The organism is Saccharomonospora amisosensis, from assembly GCF_011761185.1.
Taxonomy (GTDB): Bacteria; Actinomycetota; Actinomycetes; order Mycobacteriales; family Pseudonocardiaceae; genus Saccharomonospora_A; species Saccharomonospora_A amisosensis.
In genome coordinates this window covers 655,684-673,259 of record NZ_JAAOYM010000001.1, presented here as the reverse complement: position 1 = coordinate 673,259, position 17,576 = coordinate 655,684, and the positions used below count along the sequence as shown (strand labels likewise).

The 17,576-nt window shown below is 68.2% G+C and carries 18 protein-coding genes; 8 read left to right on the top strand and 10 right to left on the bottom strand.

The window, feature by feature from the left end:
- Positions 1 to 89 precede the first annotated feature (89 nt).
- Entirely contained in the window at positions 90 to 989 is a 900-nt protein-coding gene (gene sepH, locus FHU38_RS03370; protein ID WP_167166390.1) for a septation protein SepH, read from the top strand.
- Positions 990 to 1,062: 73 nt separating this feature from the next.
- On the opposite strand, the gene FHU38_RS03365 is transcribed toward sepH, so the two are convergent.
- Positions 1,063 to 2,214 (bottom strand): NAD-dependent epimerase/dehydratase family protein, encoded by a 1,152-nt coding sequence (locus FHU38_RS03365; protein ID WP_167166389.1) that lies wholly within the window; start codon positions 2,212 to 2,214, stop codon positions 1,063 to 1,065.
- Between the two features lie 145 nt (positions 2,215 to 2,359).
- On the opposite strand from FHU38_RS03365, the gene FHU38_RS03360 reads away from it, so the two are divergent.
- Positions 2,360 to 2,881, top strand: a complete 522-nt coding sequence (locus FHU38_RS03360; RefSeq protein WP_167166387.1) for a GtrA family protein — start codon at positions 2,360 to 2,362, stop codon at positions 2,879 to 2,881.
- Here the strand turns inward: FHU38_RS03360 and FHU38_RS03355 are convergent.
- The 4 genes from FHU38_RS03355 to FHU38_RS03340 form a co-directional block, all read right to left on the bottom strand.
- Positions 2,802 to 5,048 carry a glycosyltransferase family 2 protein gene (locus FHU38_RS03355; RefSeq protein WP_167166385.1) on the bottom strand — a complete coding sequence of 749 codons (2,247 nt, stop codon included), beginning with the start codon at positions 5,046 to 5,048 and terminating at the stop codon, positions 2,802 to 2,804. The genes FHU38_RS03360 and FHU38_RS03355 overlap by 80 nt on opposite strands.
- Positions 5,045 to 5,992: an NAD-dependent epimerase/dehydratase family protein gene (locus tag FHU38_RS03350; protein WP_167166383.1), complete on the bottom strand. Its 948-nt coding sequence runs from the start codon at positions 5,990 to 5,992 to the stop codon at positions 5,045 to 5,047. The genes FHU38_RS03355 and FHU38_RS03350 overlap by 4 nt, the downstream gene beginning before the upstream one ends.
- 260 nt (positions 5,993 to 6,252) lie before the next feature.
- Complete coding sequence (locus FHU38_RS03345) at positions 6,253 to 6,855, bottom strand: DUF2537 domain-containing protein (RefSeq protein ID WP_208415536.1); 603 nt, start codon at positions 6,853 to 6,855, stop codon at positions 6,253 to 6,255.
- Entirely contained in the window at positions 6,833 to 7,702 is an 870-nt protein-coding gene (locus tag FHU38_RS03340; protein WP_208415535.1) for a TrmH family RNA methyltransferase, read from the bottom strand. Before FHU38_RS03340 ends, FHU38_RS03345 begins: the two co-directional genes overlap by 23 nt.
- A gap of 233 nt (positions 7,703 to 7,935) precedes the next feature.
- Here FHU38_RS03340 and FHU38_RS03335 point away from each other — a divergent pair, with 233 nt between their 5' ends.
- The 4 genes from FHU38_RS03335 (at position 7,936) to FHU38_RS03320 (ending at position 11,567) form a co-directional block, all read left to right on the top strand.
- The gene (locus tag FHU38_RS03335) at positions 7,936 to 9,432 is read left to right on the top strand and encodes a glutamate-cysteine ligase family protein (RefSeq protein WP_167166379.1); all 1,497 of its coding nucleotides are present in this window, start codon (positions 7,936 to 7,938) and stop codon (positions 9,430 to 9,432) included.
- A 28-nt stretch (positions 9,433 to 9,460) separates the two neighbouring features.
- The gene (locus FHU38_RS03330; protein WP_167166377.1) at positions 9,461 to 10,069 is read left to right on the top strand and encodes a TetR/AcrR family transcriptional regulator; all 609 of its coding nucleotides are present in this window, start codon (positions 9,461 to 9,463) and stop codon (positions 10,067 to 10,069) included.
- A gap of 69 nt (positions 10,070 to 10,138) precedes the next feature.
- Positions 10,139 to 10,795 carry a biliverdin-producing heme oxygenase gene (locus tag FHU38_RS03325; protein ID WP_167166375.1) on the top strand — a complete coding sequence of 219 codons (657 nt, stop codon included), beginning with the start codon at positions 10,139 to 10,141 and terminating at the stop codon, positions 10,793 to 10,795.
- 148 nt (positions 10,796 to 10,943) lie between these two features.
- Positions 10,944 to 11,567 carry a superoxide dismutase gene (locus tag FHU38_RS03320; RefSeq protein ID WP_167166373.1) on the top strand — a complete coding sequence of 208 codons (624 nt, stop codon included), beginning with the start codon at positions 10,944 to 10,946 and terminating at the stop codon, positions 11,565 to 11,567.
- Between the two features lie 102 nt (positions 11,568 to 11,669).
- Here the strand turns inward: FHU38_RS03320 and FHU38_RS03315 are convergent, their stop codons facing one another.
- From FHU38_RS03315 to FHU38_RS03300, 4 genes are read right to left on the bottom strand one after another with little or no spacing between them, the layout of a single operon-like run.
- Complete coding sequence (locus FHU38_RS03315; RefSeq protein ID WP_167166371.1) at positions 11,670 to 12,992, bottom strand: MFS transporter; 1,323 nt, start codon at positions 12,990 to 12,992, stop codon at positions 11,670 to 11,672.
- Between the two features lie 33 nt (positions 12,993 to 13,025).
- Positions 13,026 to 13,460, bottom strand: a complete 435-nt coding sequence (locus FHU38_RS03310) for a MarR family winged helix-turn-helix transcriptional regulator (RefSeq protein ID WP_167166369.1) — start codon at positions 13,458 to 13,460, stop codon at positions 13,026 to 13,028.
- A 4-nt stretch (positions 13,461 to 13,464) separates the two neighbouring features.
- Positions 13,465 to 14,253 (bottom strand): isocitrate lyase/PEP mutase family protein, encoded by a 789-nt coding sequence (locus FHU38_RS03305; protein WP_167166367.1) that lies wholly within the window; start codon positions 14,251 to 14,253, stop codon positions 13,465 to 13,467.
- On the bottom strand, positions 14,250 to 14,951 hold the full coding sequence (locus FHU38_RS03300; protein WP_167166365.1) for a hypothetical protein: 702 nt from the start codon (positions 14,949 to 14,951) through the stop codon (positions 14,250 to 14,252). Before FHU38_RS03300 ends, FHU38_RS03305 begins: the two co-directional genes overlap by 4 nt.
- A 66-nt stretch (positions 14,952 to 15,017) precedes the next feature.
- Here FHU38_RS03300 and FHU38_RS03295 point away from each other — a divergent pair, with 66 nt between their 5' ends.
- Positions 15,018 to 15,734 (top strand): ArsR/SmtB family transcription factor, encoded by a 717-nt coding sequence (locus FHU38_RS03295; protein ID WP_167166363.1) that lies wholly within the window; start codon positions 15,018 to 15,020, stop codon positions 15,732 to 15,734.
- A 41-nt stretch (positions 15,735 to 15,775) separates the two neighbouring features.
- Here FHU38_RS03295 and FHU38_RS03290 read toward each other — a convergent pair whose 3' ends face one another.
- Complete coding sequence (locus tag FHU38_RS03290; protein ID WP_167166361.1) at positions 15,776 to 17,245, bottom strand: NCS2 family permease; 1,470 nt, start codon at positions 17,243 to 17,245, stop codon at positions 15,776 to 15,778.
- 55 nt (positions 17,246 to 17,300) lie between these two features.
- On the opposite strand from FHU38_RS03290, the gene FHU38_RS03285 reads away from it, so the two are divergent.
- The gene (locus FHU38_RS03285; protein ID WP_167166359.1) at positions 17,301 to 17,573 is read left to right on the top strand and encodes a DUF2530 domain-containing protein; all 273 of its coding nucleotides are present in this window, start codon (positions 17,301 to 17,303) and stop codon (positions 17,571 to 17,573) included.
- The last annotated feature ends 3 nt before the right edge of the window (positions 17,574 to 17,576 follow it).

Sequence of the window (17,576 nt, the reverse complement as noted above, 5' to 3'; positions counted from 1 at the left end):
GTTCGCGGTAGTTCGGCGCGCCTCGCCCGTCAAGGCGACGCGCCGATCTACCGTTGACACCCACGCCAGGTGAGTCTCGGGAGGCGGGAATGCGAACGCTGCGGGTAGTCGGGTTGCACGAGGACGGCAAGTCCATCGTGTGCGAGGACCCGGCACGCCGTGAGCAGTTCCTCCTACCCGCGGACGAACGGCTGCGCGCGGCCGCTCGTGGTGACATCACCCGCCTCGGCCAGATCGAGATCGAGCTGGAGAGCCAGATGCGCCCACGCGAAATCCAGGCCCGTATCCGCGCGGGCGAGTCCGTCGAGCAGGTCGCCGCCGTGGCAGGTGTGCCGCTGCAACGCGTCGAACGCTTCGCCTATCCGGTGCTGCTGGAACGCTCCCGCACCGCGCAGCTCGCCCAGCAGGCGCACCCCACGCGCGAGGACGGTCCGGACGTGCAGACGCTCGGCGAAGTGGTTGCGCACTCGTTCGGGCTGCGCGGGCAGGACTACTCGCAGGCCACGTGGGACTCGTGGCGTGGTGACGACGGCAAGTGGGTCGTCGGGCTGCACTGGAAGGCGGGCCGTTCGGAGAACCGGGCACACTGGTCGTTCTCCCCTGGCGCCCACGGCGGGACCGTGACGGCGCTCGACGAGTTGGCCGAGGCGCTGCTGGACCCGAACTCGCACCGCACGCCAAGGGCAGTGGAGGCGAGGACGGACGACTCGGCCGAGCAGGCTGAGGCCGAGCAGCCTCTGCTCGACGAGCGTCCGAGCGCGAAGGTGATCGAGGCCCCCATCAAGGAGCCGAGGGAGCCGCAGCAGGACGACACCGCAGAGCTGCCCCAGGTGCAGGCCAAGGAGCCCGAGAACCAGGGCAAACCAAAGGCCGAACCGAAGGAGCGGCCCGCGCAACAGGCGAAGCCGAAGTCGTCGAGGAAGAAGAACCACCCGGCGGTGCCCGCGTGGGAGGACGTGCTGCTGGGCGTACGAAGCCAGCGCGGTTGAGCCAGACCGAAAGAGAAGGGCCGCTCATCGAGTGTGACGATGAGCGGCCCCTTCTCGTTGTCCTGCGTGCGGGCTAGTTCTTGGCGCTGGCCCACTTCACCTTGGGCAGCATGTTTTCCATGTTCACCCGGTGCTTGTTCTCCTCCACGATCGGGAAAAGCGACTCGATCAGCGTGTCGGAGAGCAGGTGCGGCTTCAGTCCGAGTTCCACAAGACCGGTGTGCTTGACGTTGTAGTAGTGCTCGGCGAGCTCCCACCTCGGGTTTTCCAGGTGGTCGATCTGCACCGGCCCGGGGAACGTCTCGGCCACCAGCTCGGCGACCTGCTGCACCGAGAAGCTCTCGGTCATCTGGTTGAACACCCGGAACTCACCCCGGTCAGCGGGGTTCTCCACGGCCAGGCGGATGCACTCCACGGTGTCGCGGATGTCCAGCATCCCTCGGGTCTGCCCACCCTTGCCGTACACGGTGAGCGGCTGACCGAGGACGGCCTGGATGATGAAACGGTTCAGCACCGTACCGAACACGGCGTCGTAGTCCAGCCGGGTGGCCAGCCGGGAGTCACGCGCCGTCTGCGCGGTGGTCTGTCCGTACACGACGCCCTGGTTCAGGTCCGTCGCGCGCATGCCCCAGATCCGGCAGCCGAACTCGATGTTGTGCGAATCGTGCACCTTGCTGAGGTGGTAGAACGAGCCGGGCTTCTTCGGGTAGAGCATCCGGTCCTTGCGACCGTTGTGCTCGATCTCGATCCAGCCTTCCTCGATGTCGATGTTCGGCGTGCCGTACTCGCCCATCGTCCCGAGCTTCACCAGGTGGATCTCGGGGTTGATCTCGGCGATGGCGTACATCACGTTGAGGTTGCCGATGACGTTGTTGTGCTGGGTGTAGACCGCGTGCTCACGGTCGATCATCGAATAGGGTGCGGCCCGCTGCTCCGCGAAGTGGACGATCGTGTCCGGTCGGAACTCGCGAACCACGCGGTACACGAAGTCGGCGTCCAGCAGGTCCCCCACGTACAGGGGCATCTCCTTGCCGGAAACCTCCTTCCATGCCTGCACGCGGACCTCGAGGTCCTCGATCGGGACGAGGCTGCCGGAACCAAGCTCCTCGTCGTACTTTCTGCGGGCGAAGTTGTCCAGGACGGCCGTTTCGTGGCCGCAGTCCGAAAGGTGCAGGGCTGTCGGCCACCCCAGATATCCGTCACCACCGAGAACGAGGACTCGCACGACTCGACTGCCTCCAGATCGTTACACGAACGTGCGCCGGATTTGATCCTAGACGCACCTGTTACCTGACCGGGTCCACCTTGTACCACGGATGGGCGCAGGGCAACCCACTGTCACGAAAGGGGACGCGGCTGACACCACTCCGATGGCGGAGTGCACAATAGCTGGTGTGAGCACCGCTACTGCCGCCGCTCCTCCGCCGGGGCAGCCGTCGGCATCCCGGCCTCGGCTGCTCGTCCGGCTGTTCCGTGCGGCGACCAGCTCCATCGTGGCCACCTCCATCAGCCAGGTCACCCTCATCGGCCTTCTCTGGTGGGGCGCGACCCCCTCGCTGGCCAGCGCCGTCGCGTTCGTGGCGGGGGCCATCCCGAACTACTTCCTCGCCCGTAGCTGGGCCTGGGGCAGGAAGGGAAAGCCGCAGGTCGCACGCGAACTGATGCCGTACTTCGCCGTGATAGGAGCGGCCGGACTCGCCTCCGTCGGCCTCACCACGGTGGCGGGCTGGATCACCGAGCCACTCCGGATCTCGGGGTTCGTGCGCATCATCGTGCTCGACGCGGCCTTCCTCGCCAGCTACTCGCTGGTGTTCATCCTGAAGTTCGCACTGCTCGACCGGCTGGTGTTCGCCGGCGGAGCACGTACTCGCGCAGCCACGTCCCGGTCATGACCCTGGCGTAGTTCGCGCCGTACATCAGGCTGCGGCCCTTCTTGCTGGCACCATTGTTGCGCAGCCGCATACTCATCGGCACCTCGAGCACGCGAGCGCCGCGAGCCATCACCCCGAGCAGCAGTTCCGAGGACTGGTACTGCGGCTCTCGTAGTGTGACCGACGTCGCCAGTTCGGCAGGCATCGCCCTGAACCCGAACGAGGTGTCGGTGATCTTACGCAACGTCAGGATCGAGGCCAGCACCGCGAACACCCGCACACCGAGCCAGCGGACCGTGCTGTCGTGCTCGTAGGAACCCAACCTGCGCGACCCCGTGACGAAGTCGGCCGAGCCGTCCAGCAGTGGTTTGACCAGCAACGGCATCTCGTTGTTGTCGTACTGACCGTCGGCGTCGGTGGTGACGACGTACTTCGCCCCACAGTCCGCGGCGAGGTGGTAGCCGAGCCGCAGCGCACCGCCCTGACCCCGGTTCTGTGACGCGACGCAGACGTAGGCCCCCGCTGCCTCGGCGACCTCGGCGGTGTTGTCGGTGGCACCGTCCACCACGACCAGTGTCGAGACCGGAAGGTCGCCGCAGTGCGACGGCATCTCCCGCAGTACCGTCCCGATGCCCTTTTCCTCGTTGTAGGCGGCGATGACCACCACGAGCGGGGTAAGCGGGTTGTCACCGTAGCGCTGCTTGAAGTCCGCGACAGCCGCTGAGTCGACGTCGTCGGGGAAGTCGGCCATCTTGGGTCGCCGCCCGGTCGACCCCGGCCGCGTCCGCCCCCAGCCGAGCATCGCCGCCAGCCCGAGCGCCCCACCCAGCGGCACAAGCACCAGCGCGGGGATCTGGTAGCGCCAGGAGAACTCGAAGGCGGCGGAGCCGAGCAGGATGATCAGCCCGCCGCCCGTCGCCAGGAACGCGGCCGAACGCAGGCCCGAGTTGCGGGCCCGGCCCACCCCCAACGCACCGAGCACTCCGAACAGTGCCGCGAGCGCGAGCGCTGGGCCCCAGGTGTAGCCACCGCCCAGTTGATAATCGCGCAGGAAGGACGCGAACTCGACGTTGACGCTCGGCAGCACGCCGTCGAACGCAAGCGTCGTCGCGTTGTACTTCTCCACGGTTGCCGTCCCAATGTTGTAGTACGGGTAGGAGGTCTGGAACTGCCAACGTTCCACTGGTACATCACCCGGCGCTGTTTCCTTGACCGGGTCGAAGTTCTTGGCGAAGTCGCCGAGCACGGCAAGGGTGAAGTCCACCGGCTGCTCGCGGATGATAGTCGTCGCGAACTCCTGGGCGAGTTCCCGCTTGCTCCGCCCGGGAGGCAGCGGGCCCGGCCATGCCGGATCGCCGTACCGGAAGTGTGTGTAGTAGTCGATGGACAGCCGCTCGTCCATCGGCTCAGGCGGGCAGAACCGCTGCAGGGTCTTGTCCTCAGGCGGGAGCACGCCACAGTCGGCGATGGCCGCAGTACGCCCGTACAGCACGTTGCCCTGTGCACCGGTCAACCCCCAGTGGCCTGACTGGGAGCGGAAGTAGCTCGCGTAGGAGCCGAGCACGATCGCAAGCCCCAGCACACCGGCGAGGGTACGAACGCCGATGCGTTTCCAGCCCGCCTTGCTGCGCCACGCTCCACCCGCCAGCACCAGGTACACCGCCACCGGCACCACCATGGTGATCCCGATCGTTCGGGTGACCACGGCGGCTCCGAGCAGCAGGCCGGCGATCCCGGCCCGCTGCCAGCCCGGTTCCCCCTTGGAGAGCAACACCCAGAGCACGGCCACCAGCAGGGCCTGGAACCAGATCTCCGACATGATCAGCTCTTCGATCTGGAGCTGATAGCCGTCGAGCAGTACCGGCGCGGCTACCAGCGCCGCCAGCCAGGTGCGGTCGGTGTAGCGCAGGGTGAGCCGGTACAGCGCCAACGCCATGAGCACACCGACGAGGTGCTGTACGGCCGCTACGAAACCCAGCCCACCGATGTGCAACAAGCCCTTGAGCACGACCGTGTAGCCGAGCGGGTTCAGATCGGTCGGTCTTAACTGTTCGAGGTTGTTCAGGTAGCGGAACGTGTCGATATACAGCAGGGCTGGCTGGTAGGCCAGCCAGGTCAGCACACGCAGCGTGACGCCACCCGCGAGTAGGACGAGCAGCAGCCAGTGGCGACGGAGCAACCCGCTCACTCGAACACTTTCTGCCTGTCGTGCTCGAGGAAGTACTGCCAGGTGGCCGCCAGCCCGTCGCGCAGGCTGTACCGCGGCTGGTAGCCGATGGTCTGGGCGCTGCGGGAGACGTCGACGACCACGGCGGGCATCTCGCCACCGGGTGCGGGCACGTGCCGCACCGGAATCGGGCAACCGGTGACCTCGCGGACGGTATCGATGAGTTCGAGCACCGAAACCGACCTGCCCGCGCCGACGATGGCCCTGCCGACGTGCTCGGCGTCCCAGGCGAGTTCGATCGCGCGCACGATGTCGTCGATGAACACCAGATCGCGGCGCTGCGTGCCGTCGCCGTAGACGCGCACGCCTTCGTCGCGCAGGGCGGCGCGCATCAGCCGAGGCACGAAGCTGTCCTTGTGACTCATCCCGGGCCCGTAGACGTTGGTGAACCGCAGCGCGCACGTAGCCATGTCGTACGCGCCCGCGTAGCCGGAAAGCAGCATCTCACAGGCGGCCTTGGTCGCCCCGTAGGGCGTCAGTGGCGCCAGCGGCATGTCCTCGGTGATGGTGGCCTCGCCCACGTCGCCGACCACGGCGTTGGTGGAGGCCAGGATGAACCTGCGCACCCCGTGCATCCTGGCGAGCTCGAGCAGCTCGTGGGTGATCGCCACGTTCTCCGAGTAAGTCTTGGCAGGCATCTCCACCGAGCGCAACACCGACGTCACGGCGGCGAGGTGGATGATGCCGTCCGTACCCGGCAGGATGGCTCGCTCTCTGACCTCCGGGTCGGCGAGGTCGCCTTGGACGGCGACGACACCCTCGTCGGCCACCGTCACCGGTTCCCTGTCGACGATGGTGACGCGTGCGCCTTTTCGTCTGAACGCGGCGACAACAGCACGCCCTATGAAGCCACAGCCCCCAGTTACCACGACATTGCGGACGTCATTGTTGTTCAGCGAAGCCATGTGGCCAAAACTACCTGCCGCTCAGAACTACCCGTTCGGCGGCCAGCCGTTGGGGTGGCCGAGGCTCACGAAAAGCCCCGCAACAGCGTTATTTCATTACGCAAAGTAAACAGTGCAGTTCGGACAATCCACTTGGAGTCCACTCGACAGTGGGTGACCGGCTCCGACAGCGACTACCGCGAGTACCTCGAACGTCGGGCCGTCGGGACCCGGGTGATTGTGGTCTCGACACTTTCGAGCCCGGCTCGCCGGGTTCCGGCTCAGCCGACCACGGTGAGCAACACTCCTGCCCAGGACAGCCCGACACCCGTTGCCACGCCCAGCGCGATCCAGCGAACGATTGGCACAGACCGGGCCAGCCACAGCGAGGGCGCCAGCCCGGCGGAGACCACGGCGGTCGCCGCGACCGCCACCCAGCCTGCCGTCTCGTGTGCCAGCGCACGTGCCAGCGCGAGAATCGCCACGACCGCCAGGACCGCGAAGAAGGCGGCCACGGTCAGCCCGGTGCCCCATGGGGTCGATCCGTCGCCGCGCGCAGGCGCTACCGGCGGTTGCCGACGCGGCGGTAGCACCCGCAGCGCTCGCCCGGTTACCGGGTCCAGGTAGCTCACCGGCACCCCGAGCGCGGCGGCCACCCTGCCCGCGAGTTGCCTGCCCCTGCGCGACACGACCTCACCACCCGCGCCGTTACCGCTACGGCGCACGGCGGCGGCGACGTGTGCCCACTCGTGCAGGGCCTCGGCCAGCCCGGCGCCCAGCGCCACTTGGTGCGGATCGGCCTCGCGGCCGCCGCCGGTGCCGGTGAGCACCGCCCGCTCGCCGCGGACTCGCAGCTCCACCTCACTGGCCAACCGTTCCCCCATCAGTTCGCTGCCGCGGTCGAGGCGTCGCGATCGCCGGGTGACCCGGGTGCGCGAGCGCCGTCAGCTCGTAGAAGGCGACCGCGGCCGCCGTCGCCACGTTGAGCGAGTCGACACCCGGTGCCATCGGAATGCGCACGGCCAGCTCCGCCGCCGCGATCGCCTGCTCCGAAAGGCCGTGCCCCTCCGACCCGAGCAACACCGCCACCCTGCCTGTCGCGCCGTCAGGCAGCCTACGCAAGTCGACCGCGTCGGGTCTCGGGGTCAGCGCCGCGACGGTGAACCCGCGCCGGCGCAGCCCCAGCAGTGCCCTCGGCCAGTCGGGCAGCGCGGTGAACGGCACCCGAAGCACGTTGCCCATTGAGACCCGAACGCTGCGCCGGTACAGCGGGTCGGCGCAGCCGGGCCCGAGCAGCACGCCGTCAACGCCGAACGCGGCCGCGTTGCGAAAAAGTGAACCCAGGTTCTCGTGGTCGCCGACGCCCTCCAGCACGGCGAGCACCCTGGCGTCGGCGACGACACTCTCGACCGTCGGCGGCGGCACCCGGTCGGCGACGGCGAGCACGCCGCGGTTGAGGTGGAACCCAACGACCGCGGCCATCACCTCCGAGGAAGTGACATAGGCGGGTACCGTCAACTCGGCCAGATCGTCGGCCAGTTCCTCGACTCTTCGCCGCACGCCGAGTACGGCGAGTGGCCGGTACGGCGAGGCGAGCAGCCTGCGCACCACCACGGTCCCCTCGGCGATCACCAGACCCCTACCACCCGGCCGGTCCGGCCTGCGATCGGCGGTGGTGAGGTCACGGAAGTCGTCGAGTCGGGGATCGGCCGCCTCGTTGACGTAGATCATCTGGGCCACCTGCCGAGTTTCGCATCCTCCGCGCGTACAGGGGTCAGTGCTCCGAATGCTGGGTAACCCGATCCTGCGAACGGCGCCAGCTTGCGCTAAGTGAAGCACGGTTGACGGACGGCACCAGATTGGCCGCTAGCTCTGGCCCCCGGCATGTGCCAACGTTGCCGCCTGGCAGGGGAAACGCCGAGGCGGTCGGGGAGCCAAGGCTGAGGACGAAAAGGGATGCCCTCATGGGTAAGGACGTGGCACCGGGCTCCTTCAATCCCAGGGATCGAGGGCGGTATCGCCGCAAGGTACAGCGCTGTCTCGACACCCTCGCGCGGATGCTCTCCGACGGCAGCTTCTCGTTCCCGCGCAAGCACATCGGCCTTGAAGTGGAGCTGAATCTGGTCGACGAGACGATGCGGCCTTCGATGTCGAACGCGGCCGTTCTCGACACGCTCGACGACCCGCTGTTCACAACCGAACTCTCACAGCACAACATCGAGCTGAACGTGCCGCCCCGGCCGCTGGACGGCGACTCCGCGCTGCGGCTGGAGCAGGATCTGTACGCCTACCTGGACAAGGCCAGAGCCAAAGCCAGGCAGGCGGGTTCGTTGATCGCGCCCATCGGCATCCTGCCGACACTGCGGCAGGAGCACTTCGACCAGAAGTGGCTCACCAACAGCGCGCGCTACTCTCTGCTCAACGACCAGATCCTCGCCTCCCGTGGCGAGCAGACCCTGCTCTCGCTGGATGGCACCGGGCTCGCGGGCAGGCCACCGGAACGGCTGCGCAGCTTCGCGGACTCGATCCTGCCCGAGGCGGCCTGCACGTCGGTCCAGCTACATCTGCAGGTGGCGCCGGAGGAGTTCGCCGCGCACTGGAACGCCGCTCAATGCCTTGCGGGCGTGCAGGTGGCGCTGGGAGCCAACTCACCTTTCCTGCTCGGCAAGGCACTGTGGCACGAGACGCGCATCCCGCTTTTCCTGCAGGCGACCGACACCCGGCCCGAAGAGCTGAAGAACCAGGGGGTGCGGCCGAGGGTGTGGTTCGGCGAACGGTGGATCACCTCCATCTTCGACCTTTTCGAGGAGAACGTCCGTTACTTCCCCGGGTTGCTTCCCGAGACCGACGACGAGGACCCCATGGAGGCGCTGGAATCGGGCGAGGTGCCGAATCTGACCGAGCTGCGGCTGCACAACGGCACGGTGTGGCGCTGGAACCGGCCGGTGTACGACGTCGTGGACGGCAAGCCGCACCTGCGCGTGGAGAACCGGGTGCTGCCCGCGGGGCCGACCGTGGTCGACATGATGGCCAACGCCGCGTTTTTCTACGGAACGCAGCGGGCACTGGCCGAGCAGGAAAGACCGGTGTGGACGCAGATGTCCTTCCAGGCCGCGGAGGAGAACCTCTACACCGGTGCCCGCAACGGCTTCGACGCACGGCTGTACTGGCCGGGTATCGGCTGGGTTCCTCCTGACGAACTGGTGTTGCGGGTGCTGCTGCCGCTGGCGAGGCAGGGTCTGCGGAACTCCGATGTCTCCACCGACGTGGCCGACCGGTATCTCGGAGTGATCGAGCGGCGCTGTATCGCGCGGCGCAGTGGCAGCACCTGGCAGCGCGAGACCGTGGCCAGAGCGCAGGAGCGCGGCTTGGACCGGGACACGGCGCTGGCCACGATGTTGCGCGCCTACCTCGAACTGGCCGAGGCGGGTGAGCCGGTCCACGAGTGGCCGCTAACCTGACGGATTCCGGCCCTCGGGAGGTGCGCGTATGCCCAAGATCATCGGTGACTCGCTGCCGGAGCATCGCGCGCGGGTGAGGGCGAAGGTGTTCGACGCGCTACGCAACCAGCTTTACGAGCGCGGGTTCGACGCCATCACCCTCGCGGGCGTCGCGGCGGAGGCGGGAGTCGGCCGCACCGCGATGTACAACCACTTTCCCGACAAGGAACACCTGCTGGTCGCCTTCGTCGAGCACGAGGCCGCCGACTATGTCGAGCGGTTGCGTGCGGAGTTGGCCGCCACCACCGACCCGGTGCAGCGGCTGGCCACGTTCGTGCGGCTGCAACTGCGCACGCTCGCGGACTACCACCTGCCACCCGGCAGCACGCTGGTGTCCGCGCTGGCTCCGGCAACCTATCGCAGGGTGGCCGCCCACGCCGACCCCATCACCGAGCAGTTGCGAGCCGCACTCGTCGACGGCGTGCGCTCGGGGCTGCTGCCACAACAGGACCCCGACATCGTCGTTCCGATGATCATGGCGGCGCTTGGCGCCAGGCAGGTGGTGGACGTACCGCCTGGCCAGCTGGAGGACGCGATCGCCTCGGCGGTCTCGTTCGTACTTCGCGCGGTCGGGGTGGATCGTACCGCCACCCGCTGACGGGCTCGCCCTGCCGCGATTTCTCTCCTACGATCTTTATGACAGGCTGTCAGATCCGGGGAGGGCGTGATGACGGTGCCCGAGTCGTTCTCGCAACAGTTGCGCGAGTCCACAAGGCAGGTGCACGAGCGCGCGCACCATTCCACCTTCATGACCGCCCTGCTGGACGGCAGGCTTCCGCTTCGCAGCTACACGAGGCTGGCGGAGCAGTACTACTTCATCTACCGCACGCTCGAGCAGGCGAGCGAGGCCATGGCCTGCGACGCGGTCGGGGCGCCCTTCGTGCTCGACGAGTTGTACCGGCTGCCCGCGCTCAGCGAGGACCTCGAGTTCCTTGCCGGCCCGGAATGGCGGCACACGGCCAGCCCGTTGCCCGCCACCGAGAAGTACGTGCGCAGGATGCGCGAGGTGGCCTTCGAATGGCCTGGCGGCTACGTCGCCCATCACTACACGCGATACCTCGGCGACCTGGCTGGCGGCCAGGTGGTCGGGTCGCTGCTGCGGCGCCGTTACGGCATCAGCGGCGCGGGCGCGCGGTTCTACGACTTCTCCCGGGTGGGCAACCCGCATGCCTTCCGCAAGCGCTACCGCCACCTGCTCGACAACGCCGGGTGGGACGCGGGCGAGCGGCGGCGCATTGTGGACGAGACGCTGCTGGCGTTCGAACTGAACATCTCCGTGCTCACCGAGCTCGCGGCCGCGACGGCGGCACACAGTGCGGCATGAGTCGTGTGGCGGCGCTAACAACACCTTGACCTCGACCTAGCTCGACGTAGCAAGGTCAACTCCGCACGCCCCGGTTAGCCGAGTACGACCACGGCTACTAGGTTGGCAGCTGAGAAGGCTTGGCACGAAACGCTTACAAGGAGGGCCAATGGCCACGTACGAGCTTCCTGACCTCGATTACGACTACGGCGCCCTCGAGCCGCACATCTCGGGTGAGATCAACGAACTGCACCACACCAAGCACCACCAGACCTACGTCAACGGCGCGAACCAGACGCTGGAGAAGCTCGCCGCGGCCCGTGACGCGAACGACTTCGGCTCCATCGTGGGCCTCGAGACCACCCTGGCGTTCAACCTGGCCGGGCACGCCAACCACGTCGTGTGGTGGAAGATCCTTTCGCCCAACGGTGGCGACAAGCCGACGGGCGAACTGGCCGCGGCGATCGACGACGCCTTCGGCTCGTTCGACAAGTTCAAGGCGCAGTTCAACGCCGTGTGCACCACGATCCAGGGCAACGGCTGGGGGGCGCTGTCGTGGGACCCGATCGGCAAGACGCTGATCACCCAGCAGCTTCGCGACCACCACAACAACCTCGTCCTGCCCACGGTTCCGATCCTGCTGGTCGACGTGTGGGAGCACGCGTTCTACCTGCAGTACAAGAACGTGAAGCCCGACTACGTCAACGCGCTGTGGAACATCTTCGACTGGGCCGAGATCGGCAAGCGATTCGAGGACGCCAAGGCGGGCCGCAACGGTCTGCTGCTTTCCTGAGCGCCTGAGCAAGAAACGAGGCCCTGTCCCGCGGTTACGGGACAGGGCCTCGTTCGTTCCCGAACTGACCGCCGCTCCCACCACGAAGCGGCGCAAATAAGGTTAGCCTAACTTTACTTCAGTGGCAAGAGGTGCTTTCCGAGCCCGCCTCAGCACCAGCGCGCACACCACGACCGCCACCAGGGCAGCCAGCCCGCCGACGTAGAACGGCGAGCGTCCGCCGAGCGTGCCCGCCAGCCACCCGGTCATCGGGCCGCCGATCGGGTTGCCGCCGATCAGCACCAGCACGTACAGCCCCATGACCCGCCCGCGCATCCGCGGTGCCACCGAGGTCTGCACCAGCGCGTTGGCGGTGTTGAGGAACGTGATGGTGGCGAACCCGAGCGGAACCAGCGCAACCGCGAAGGCCACGTAGCTCGGCATGAAGGCCGCGATCGTCTCGATCGCGCCGAGCGCGAACGCGGAAAGCAGCAACAGCCGCACGCTCGGGGCACGCCTGCTGCCCCGCCGCGCCGAGGCCAACGCACCGGTGAACGTGCCGACGGCGAGCACGGTGGACAGCAGCCCGTAGCCGTCGGCCCTGGTGTCGAACACGTTGGCCGCGACGATGGCGAGCGAGGTGAAGAATGTGATCCCGAAGGTGCTGACGAAGAACACCAGCACCAGCACCAGCAGCAACTCACGGTGGCCGCGCACGTAACGCAGCCCCTCCCGCAGCTGACCCTTGGCACGTGCCACGCCCGGCGCACTGAACAGCTCCTTGGGCCTCATCAGCGCGAGCCCGGCGATCACCGCGAGCGTGCTCACCGCATTGGCGATGAACAACCAACCGGTGCCGACCAGCACGATCGCGAACCCGGCGATGGCTGGGCCGACGATCCTGGCCATGTTGAACACCGAGGAGTTCAGCGCCACCGCGTTGGGCACCTGCCTCGGCCCGACCATCTCGGCGACGAAGGACTGCCGGGTCGGCACCTCCATCGCCGAGAGCGCCCCGAGCCCAAACGCCAGGGCGTAGACGTGCCACAGCTGCACCAGGCCGGTCACGTCGAGCACCCCGAGCACCCCCGCGACCACGAAGTTGCCCGTCTGGATCGCGATGAGCAGCTTGCGCTTGTCGACCCGGTCGGCCAACACACCTGCCCACAGCGAGAGCAGCAGCGTCGGGGTGAACTGCAACGCGACCGCGACGCCGAGCGCCACAGGGTCGTATCCGCTGAGCTCGAATACCAGCCAGTCCTGCGCGATACGCTGCATCCAGGTGCCGGTGTTGGAGACGATCTGGCCGCTGAAGAACAGCCGGTAGTTGCGGATGCGCAACGAGGCGAACATGCCACGGCCGACCGAGGAGGGTGGGCGTTCGGCCGGTTCACGGGTAGCGGAAAGTTGTTGCTGGGTTCTCGCTTCGCTACCCGTGATACTCACGCCGTGTTGTCGCCTCCCACGATGTCCGTGGCGTCAGCCGTTGCCCGCCATCCTGTCGATGATCTCGGCGGCTTTGGAGAGCACCTCGCGCTCCTCGCCGCTCAGCTCGCCCAACCTGTCGTCCAGCCACGCCTCGCGCACCGAGATCATGGCCCGCACGTAGTCAAGGCCCTTCTCGGTGATCGCCACGATCGCCTGCCTGCCGTCGGTGGGGTGCGGGCTGCGCTCGACGTAGCCCGCATCCTCAAGCGCGGCGATCACCCTCGTCATCGAGGGCGGCTGGACCCCTTCCTTCGCCGCGAGCTGACCCGGCGTCATCGCTCCGCACTTGTGCACGGTGGACAGCGCGGAGATCTGGGTCAGCGAAAGGTCCTGACCGGTGCGCTGTGCCCGCAGCCTGCGATTGAGCCTGACCACGGCGAGCCGCAGCCTGCTCGCCAACGATCGGTCGGAAACGGGGTCGGGCACATCCTTAGCATACCTTACGATCGCAGAGTCGTTGGATGTCGGCGTAGCCGGGCGCCCTCTCGGAAGGTGTACCACCGTCGCGGACGGTCCTCGCCGCCCGTACGGCGGCGGCCACCGCCGTGCGAAACAGCAGCGAGCCCGTGCTGATCCTGCGCACACCCAACCCGGCCAGCTCACCGGTACCGAGGCCATCCGGCAGGTACAACACGTTCAGCGGCACCGCCGTCCCGGCCACGAGCGCTTCGACCGTGGCGGCATCCAGCCTGCCTGGCACGAACACGCCATCCGCACCCGCGTCCACGTACCGTCGGGCACGCGCCAGCGTCGCGCCCACGTCGGCCTCCACACTCAGCCAGTAGTTGTCCACCCGTGCGTTGACGAACAGGTCCGGCACACGCGTCTTGACCGCAGCGATTAGCCCGCTCTGCCGCGTCGGGTCGGCCAGGGTGCCGTCGGCCCTGCCGTCCTCGATGTTGACCCCGACGACCCCCGAGGAGGCCAGTTCCTCGACAAGGTCGGCGACCTGGCCGGGGTCGTCGCTGAAGCCGCCCTCGATGTCCACGCTGACCAGGCACGGCAACGAGGCCAGCAGGTGGCCGAGTTCGAGGGTGGCCTGCCTGGTAATCCCGTGCCCGTCGGGAAGGCCGCGCGCGGCGGCGACACCGAGGCTGGTGGTGCCGATGGCCGCGAACCCGGCGTCCACAAGCAACGCCGCTGACACGTAGTCCCACGCGTTCGGGAGCACGAGCGGCTGCGCTGCCGCGTGCAGGTCGTGGAATGCCCGTGCGCTCACCTGCCCTCACCCTCCTGCGCCGTACCCTCCACCATGCCCTCCGCGAGGGCTACCGCGTGTGCCCAGCCAGGGCAGGCGTGCGCGCCCGCGCCAAACGGCAGCGCGGCGGCGGCGAGATCCAGCACGACGGGTTCACCGGTGGGCGTGAAGCGCCTGGTTTCCCGCACCGGCGCCTCGGCGGCAAGCACCTCGGCGACCGGGGCGGAACCGCCTCGCCGCACCGCACGTTCGGCGAGGAGGTTGGTGGGCTCGTAGGCCTGGACGAGCAGCCCTATCCGGGCGGCGGTGCGCTCGTCACCATCGCCGTACCCGCCCCGGCATGCCACGGCGAGCCGACTCATCGCGTTGTCGGCCTCACCGGGCGGCACCCCGGTGTGTGGCTGGTAGTGCCGGGCGACAACCGCGACATCCTCCGCGGCCACCGGGAGACCGAGCGCCTCGGCGAGCAGCGGCACGGGCCCTGTGCGCCCACCGCGCCACGCGCACGCGGCCGACCGCAGTGCACCGGGAGCCACGGTCGCGAGTTCGGCCTCGGCGAGAGCGCGAAGCCGCCGATGCCGCCGAGGTGTCGCGAACCTGGCAACGTTGGCCCGCAGCCAGGCGACACCGGATCCTGCCGCGTCGGCGACGGCGGGCACGGTGTAGCGGGGATCGGTCAGGATGGCGTAGACCCTTGCCGGGTCGGTGACGGTGAGCATGAGACACGACGCTAGCGTCGCGACGGTTCGGTCGCCGCCGAAACATCGCCGGTGCACAATCGTGCCGTGTCCGCTGCCGAACTCGCCGAGCTGGCAAGCCTGCTCGCCGACCGCACGCGCGCGCGGTTCTGCCTCGCGCTGCTCGACGGCAGGGCCTGGACGGCGGGTGAACTGGCCTCGCTCGCGGGCGTGGCACCCGCGACCGCGAGCGAACACCTCGACCGGCTCCTCGCCGGTGGACTGCTCGGGGAGCGAAGGCAGGGCAGGCACCGCTACGTGCGACTCGCGGACCACAGAGCCGCCCACCTGATCGAAGGGCTCCTCTCACACCTCGATCCCACGGCCGAACGTCATCGCACGCTGCGCACGGCGGCGGCGTCTTCGGCACTGGCCAGCGGGCGTACCTGCTACGACCACCTCGCCGGCAGGCTCGGCGTGGCCATCACCGACGCGATGACCGCTCGCGGGCTGCTCGACCTTTCCCACGGCTGCGCACTTACCGGCGACGGCATGGACTGGCTCACCGGCGCGCTGCGGATCGCGCCCGACGAGCTGCGGGCGGGCCGCAGACCGCTGGTGAAGTGCTGCCTTGACGCCACAGAGCGCCGCTCGCACCTGGCTGGTGCCGCCGGCGCGAAGCTGTGCCTGCGGATGTTCGACAACGGCTGGGTCAAGCGCATCGGCACCGGCCGCGCCGTGCGACTGACCCCCTCGGGCGTGGCCGCACTCCAGGAGTTGCTTGCCATCGACACCGACTCGCTCGCCGCCGGCAGAGCTGACTGAGCCGACTGAGCCGACTGAGCCGACTGGGCGGGCGATCCGGGTCAGCCGCCGAGCGCCTCGCGGATCGGGCCCAAACCGAAGTAGACGATGAACGTGGCGGAAACGACCCACATCAGCGGGTGGACCCGCCTGGCGTGCCCCGTCGCGGCCTGGATGAGCACGTAGCTCACGAAGCCCGCTCCGATACCGTTGGCGATCGAGTAGGTGAACGGCATCACCACGATCGTCAGAAACGCGGGAAGCGCGACCGAGAAGTCCCGGAAGTCGATGTCGGCAACCTGGCGGATCATCAGCGCGCCGACAACCACCAGCGCGGGCGCGGCGGCCTCGATCGGCACCACCTCGTAAAGCGGGGTGAAGAACATCGCGGCGATGAACAGCAACCCGGTGACCACATTGGCCAGACCCGTCCTCGCGCCCTCCGCGATACCGGAGGCCGACTCGATGTAGACGGTGTTGGAACTGGCCGAGGCCGCGCCACCGGCGATGGCGCCGAGGGAGTCGACGAACAGGGTCTTGCCGACGTTGGGCAACTGGCCGTCGCGGTTCACCAGGCCCGCCTGCCTGCCGAGGCCGGTCATCGTTCCGATGGTGTCGAAGAAGTCGGTGAGCACCAGGGTGAAGACGAACAGCGCGGCAGTGAGCGCGGGCACCTGCACCCACGCGTCGAAGGACACCTGGCCGAGCAGCGACAGGTCGGGCAGGCCGATGACGTCCTCCGGCAGCGCCGGATAGCCGAGGTTCCAGCCCTTGGGGTCCGTGCCGCCGGAGGGACCGACGCCCGCGACGGCCTCGACGATGATCGACAGCACCGTCGCCGCCACCACACCGATCAGGATGGCGCCCTTGACGTTCCTGGCCACCAGCACGCCCATGATCACGAGGCCCACCACGAACACCGCCGTCGGCCACGACGCGATCGAGCCACCGATGCCCAGCTCCACCGGAACCGTGGTGCCCGCCGCGTCGGGGATGCGGCGCACGAAGCCGGCGTCGACCAGACCGATGAGGCTGATGAACAGGCCGATCCCGACCGCGATGCCCGCCTTGAGCTGCGCGGGTACCGCGTTGAACACTATCTTGCGCACCCCAGTGACCACGAGCAGCAGCACAACGATGCCGTTGACCATGACGAGTCCCATGGCGGCAGGCCAGGTCATCTGCGGCGCGATGTTCACCGCGACGAGTGCGTTGATGCCGAGACCGGCCGCCAACGCGAACGGATAGTTCGCCACCACTCCCATCAGAATGGTCAGCACACCCGCCACCAGCGCCGTCACCGCCGCGACCTGCGGGACCGGCAGGATCGCCCCGGTCGCGTCCGCGTTGGCGCCGGGCCCTTCGGAGAAGCTGCCGAGAATGAGCGGGTTCAGCACGATGATGTAGGCCATCGTCACGAACGTCACCAGCCCACCGCGCACCTCCCTGCCCGGTGTGGAGCCACGCTCGCTGATCCGGAAGAACCGGTCCAGTCGCGACTTCAGCTTCCGCTCCGCGGTCGCTTCTGCCATCACTCACCTGCCTCGCTTCGGACCGGCAGCGACACGGCGGAGGTAGCCTTCCCACGTGGACGTACCCAGCGACCCTTCCCGCACCAAGGGGCGGTTCCGTCCCACGCCGCAGCTGCCGAGGTCACTGGTCAACCTCTGGCCGCCGATGATCCTAGGCACCGTGTTGTGGTTTCTCGCCTTCGCCGTGCTGCTCATCACTGGGGTGCGGGGCGTGTGGTTGTGGACGACGCTGGCGGGCGGCGGCCTCGGCATCGTGGGCATGGGCATCATGCTGTGGCAGCGCGCCACCGCAAGGCGCGGTTCCCGCCCGACGCCGCACGGCCTGTAGGGG

Excerpts from the sequence above, each read along its gene's own strand:
- sepH (WP_167166390.1), top strand. The coding sequence starts at position 90 with ATGCGAACGCTGCGGGTAGTCGGGTTGCACGAGGACGGCAAGTCCATC.
- FHU38_RS03360 (WP_167166387.1), top strand. The coding sequence starts at position 2,360 with ATGGCGGAGTGCACAATAGCTGGTGTGAGCACCGCTACTGCCGCCGCT.
- FHU38_RS03350 (WP_167166383.1), bottom strand. The coding sequence starts at position 5,992 with ATGGCTTCGCTGAACAACAATGACGTCCGCAATGTCGTGGTAACTGGG.
- FHU38_RS03345 (WP_208415536.1), bottom strand. The coding sequence starts at position 6,855 with ATGGGGGAACGGTTGGCCAGTGAGGTGGAGCTGCGAGTCCGCGGCGAG.
- FHU38_RS03340 (WP_208415535.1), bottom strand. The coding sequence starts at position 7,702 with ATGATCTACGTCAACGAGGCGGCCGATCCCCGACTCGACGACTTCCGT.
- FHU38_RS03335 (WP_167166379.1), top strand. The coding sequence starts at position 7,936 with ATGGGTAAGGACGTGGCACCGGGCTCCTTCAATCCCAGGGATCGAGGG.
- FHU38_RS03330 (WP_167166377.1), top strand. The coding sequence starts at position 9,461 with ATGCCCAAGATCATCGGTGACTCGCTGCCGGAGCATCGCGCGCGGGTG.
- FHU38_RS03325 (WP_167166375.1), top strand. The coding sequence starts at position 10,139 with ATGACGGTGCCCGAGTCGTTCTCGCAACAGTTGCGCGAGTCCACAAGG.
- FHU38_RS03320 (WP_167166373.1), top strand. The coding sequence starts at position 10,944 with ATGGCCACGTACGAGCTTCCTGACCTCGATTACGACTACGGCGCCCTC.
- FHU38_RS03300 (WP_167166365.1), bottom strand. The coding sequence starts at position 14,951 with ATGCTCACCGTCACCGACCCGGCAAGGGTCTACGCCATCCTGACCGAT.
- FHU38_RS03290 (WP_167166361.1), bottom strand. The coding sequence starts at position 17,245 with ATGGCAGAAGCGACCGCGGAGCGGAAGCTGAAGTCGCGACTGGACCGG.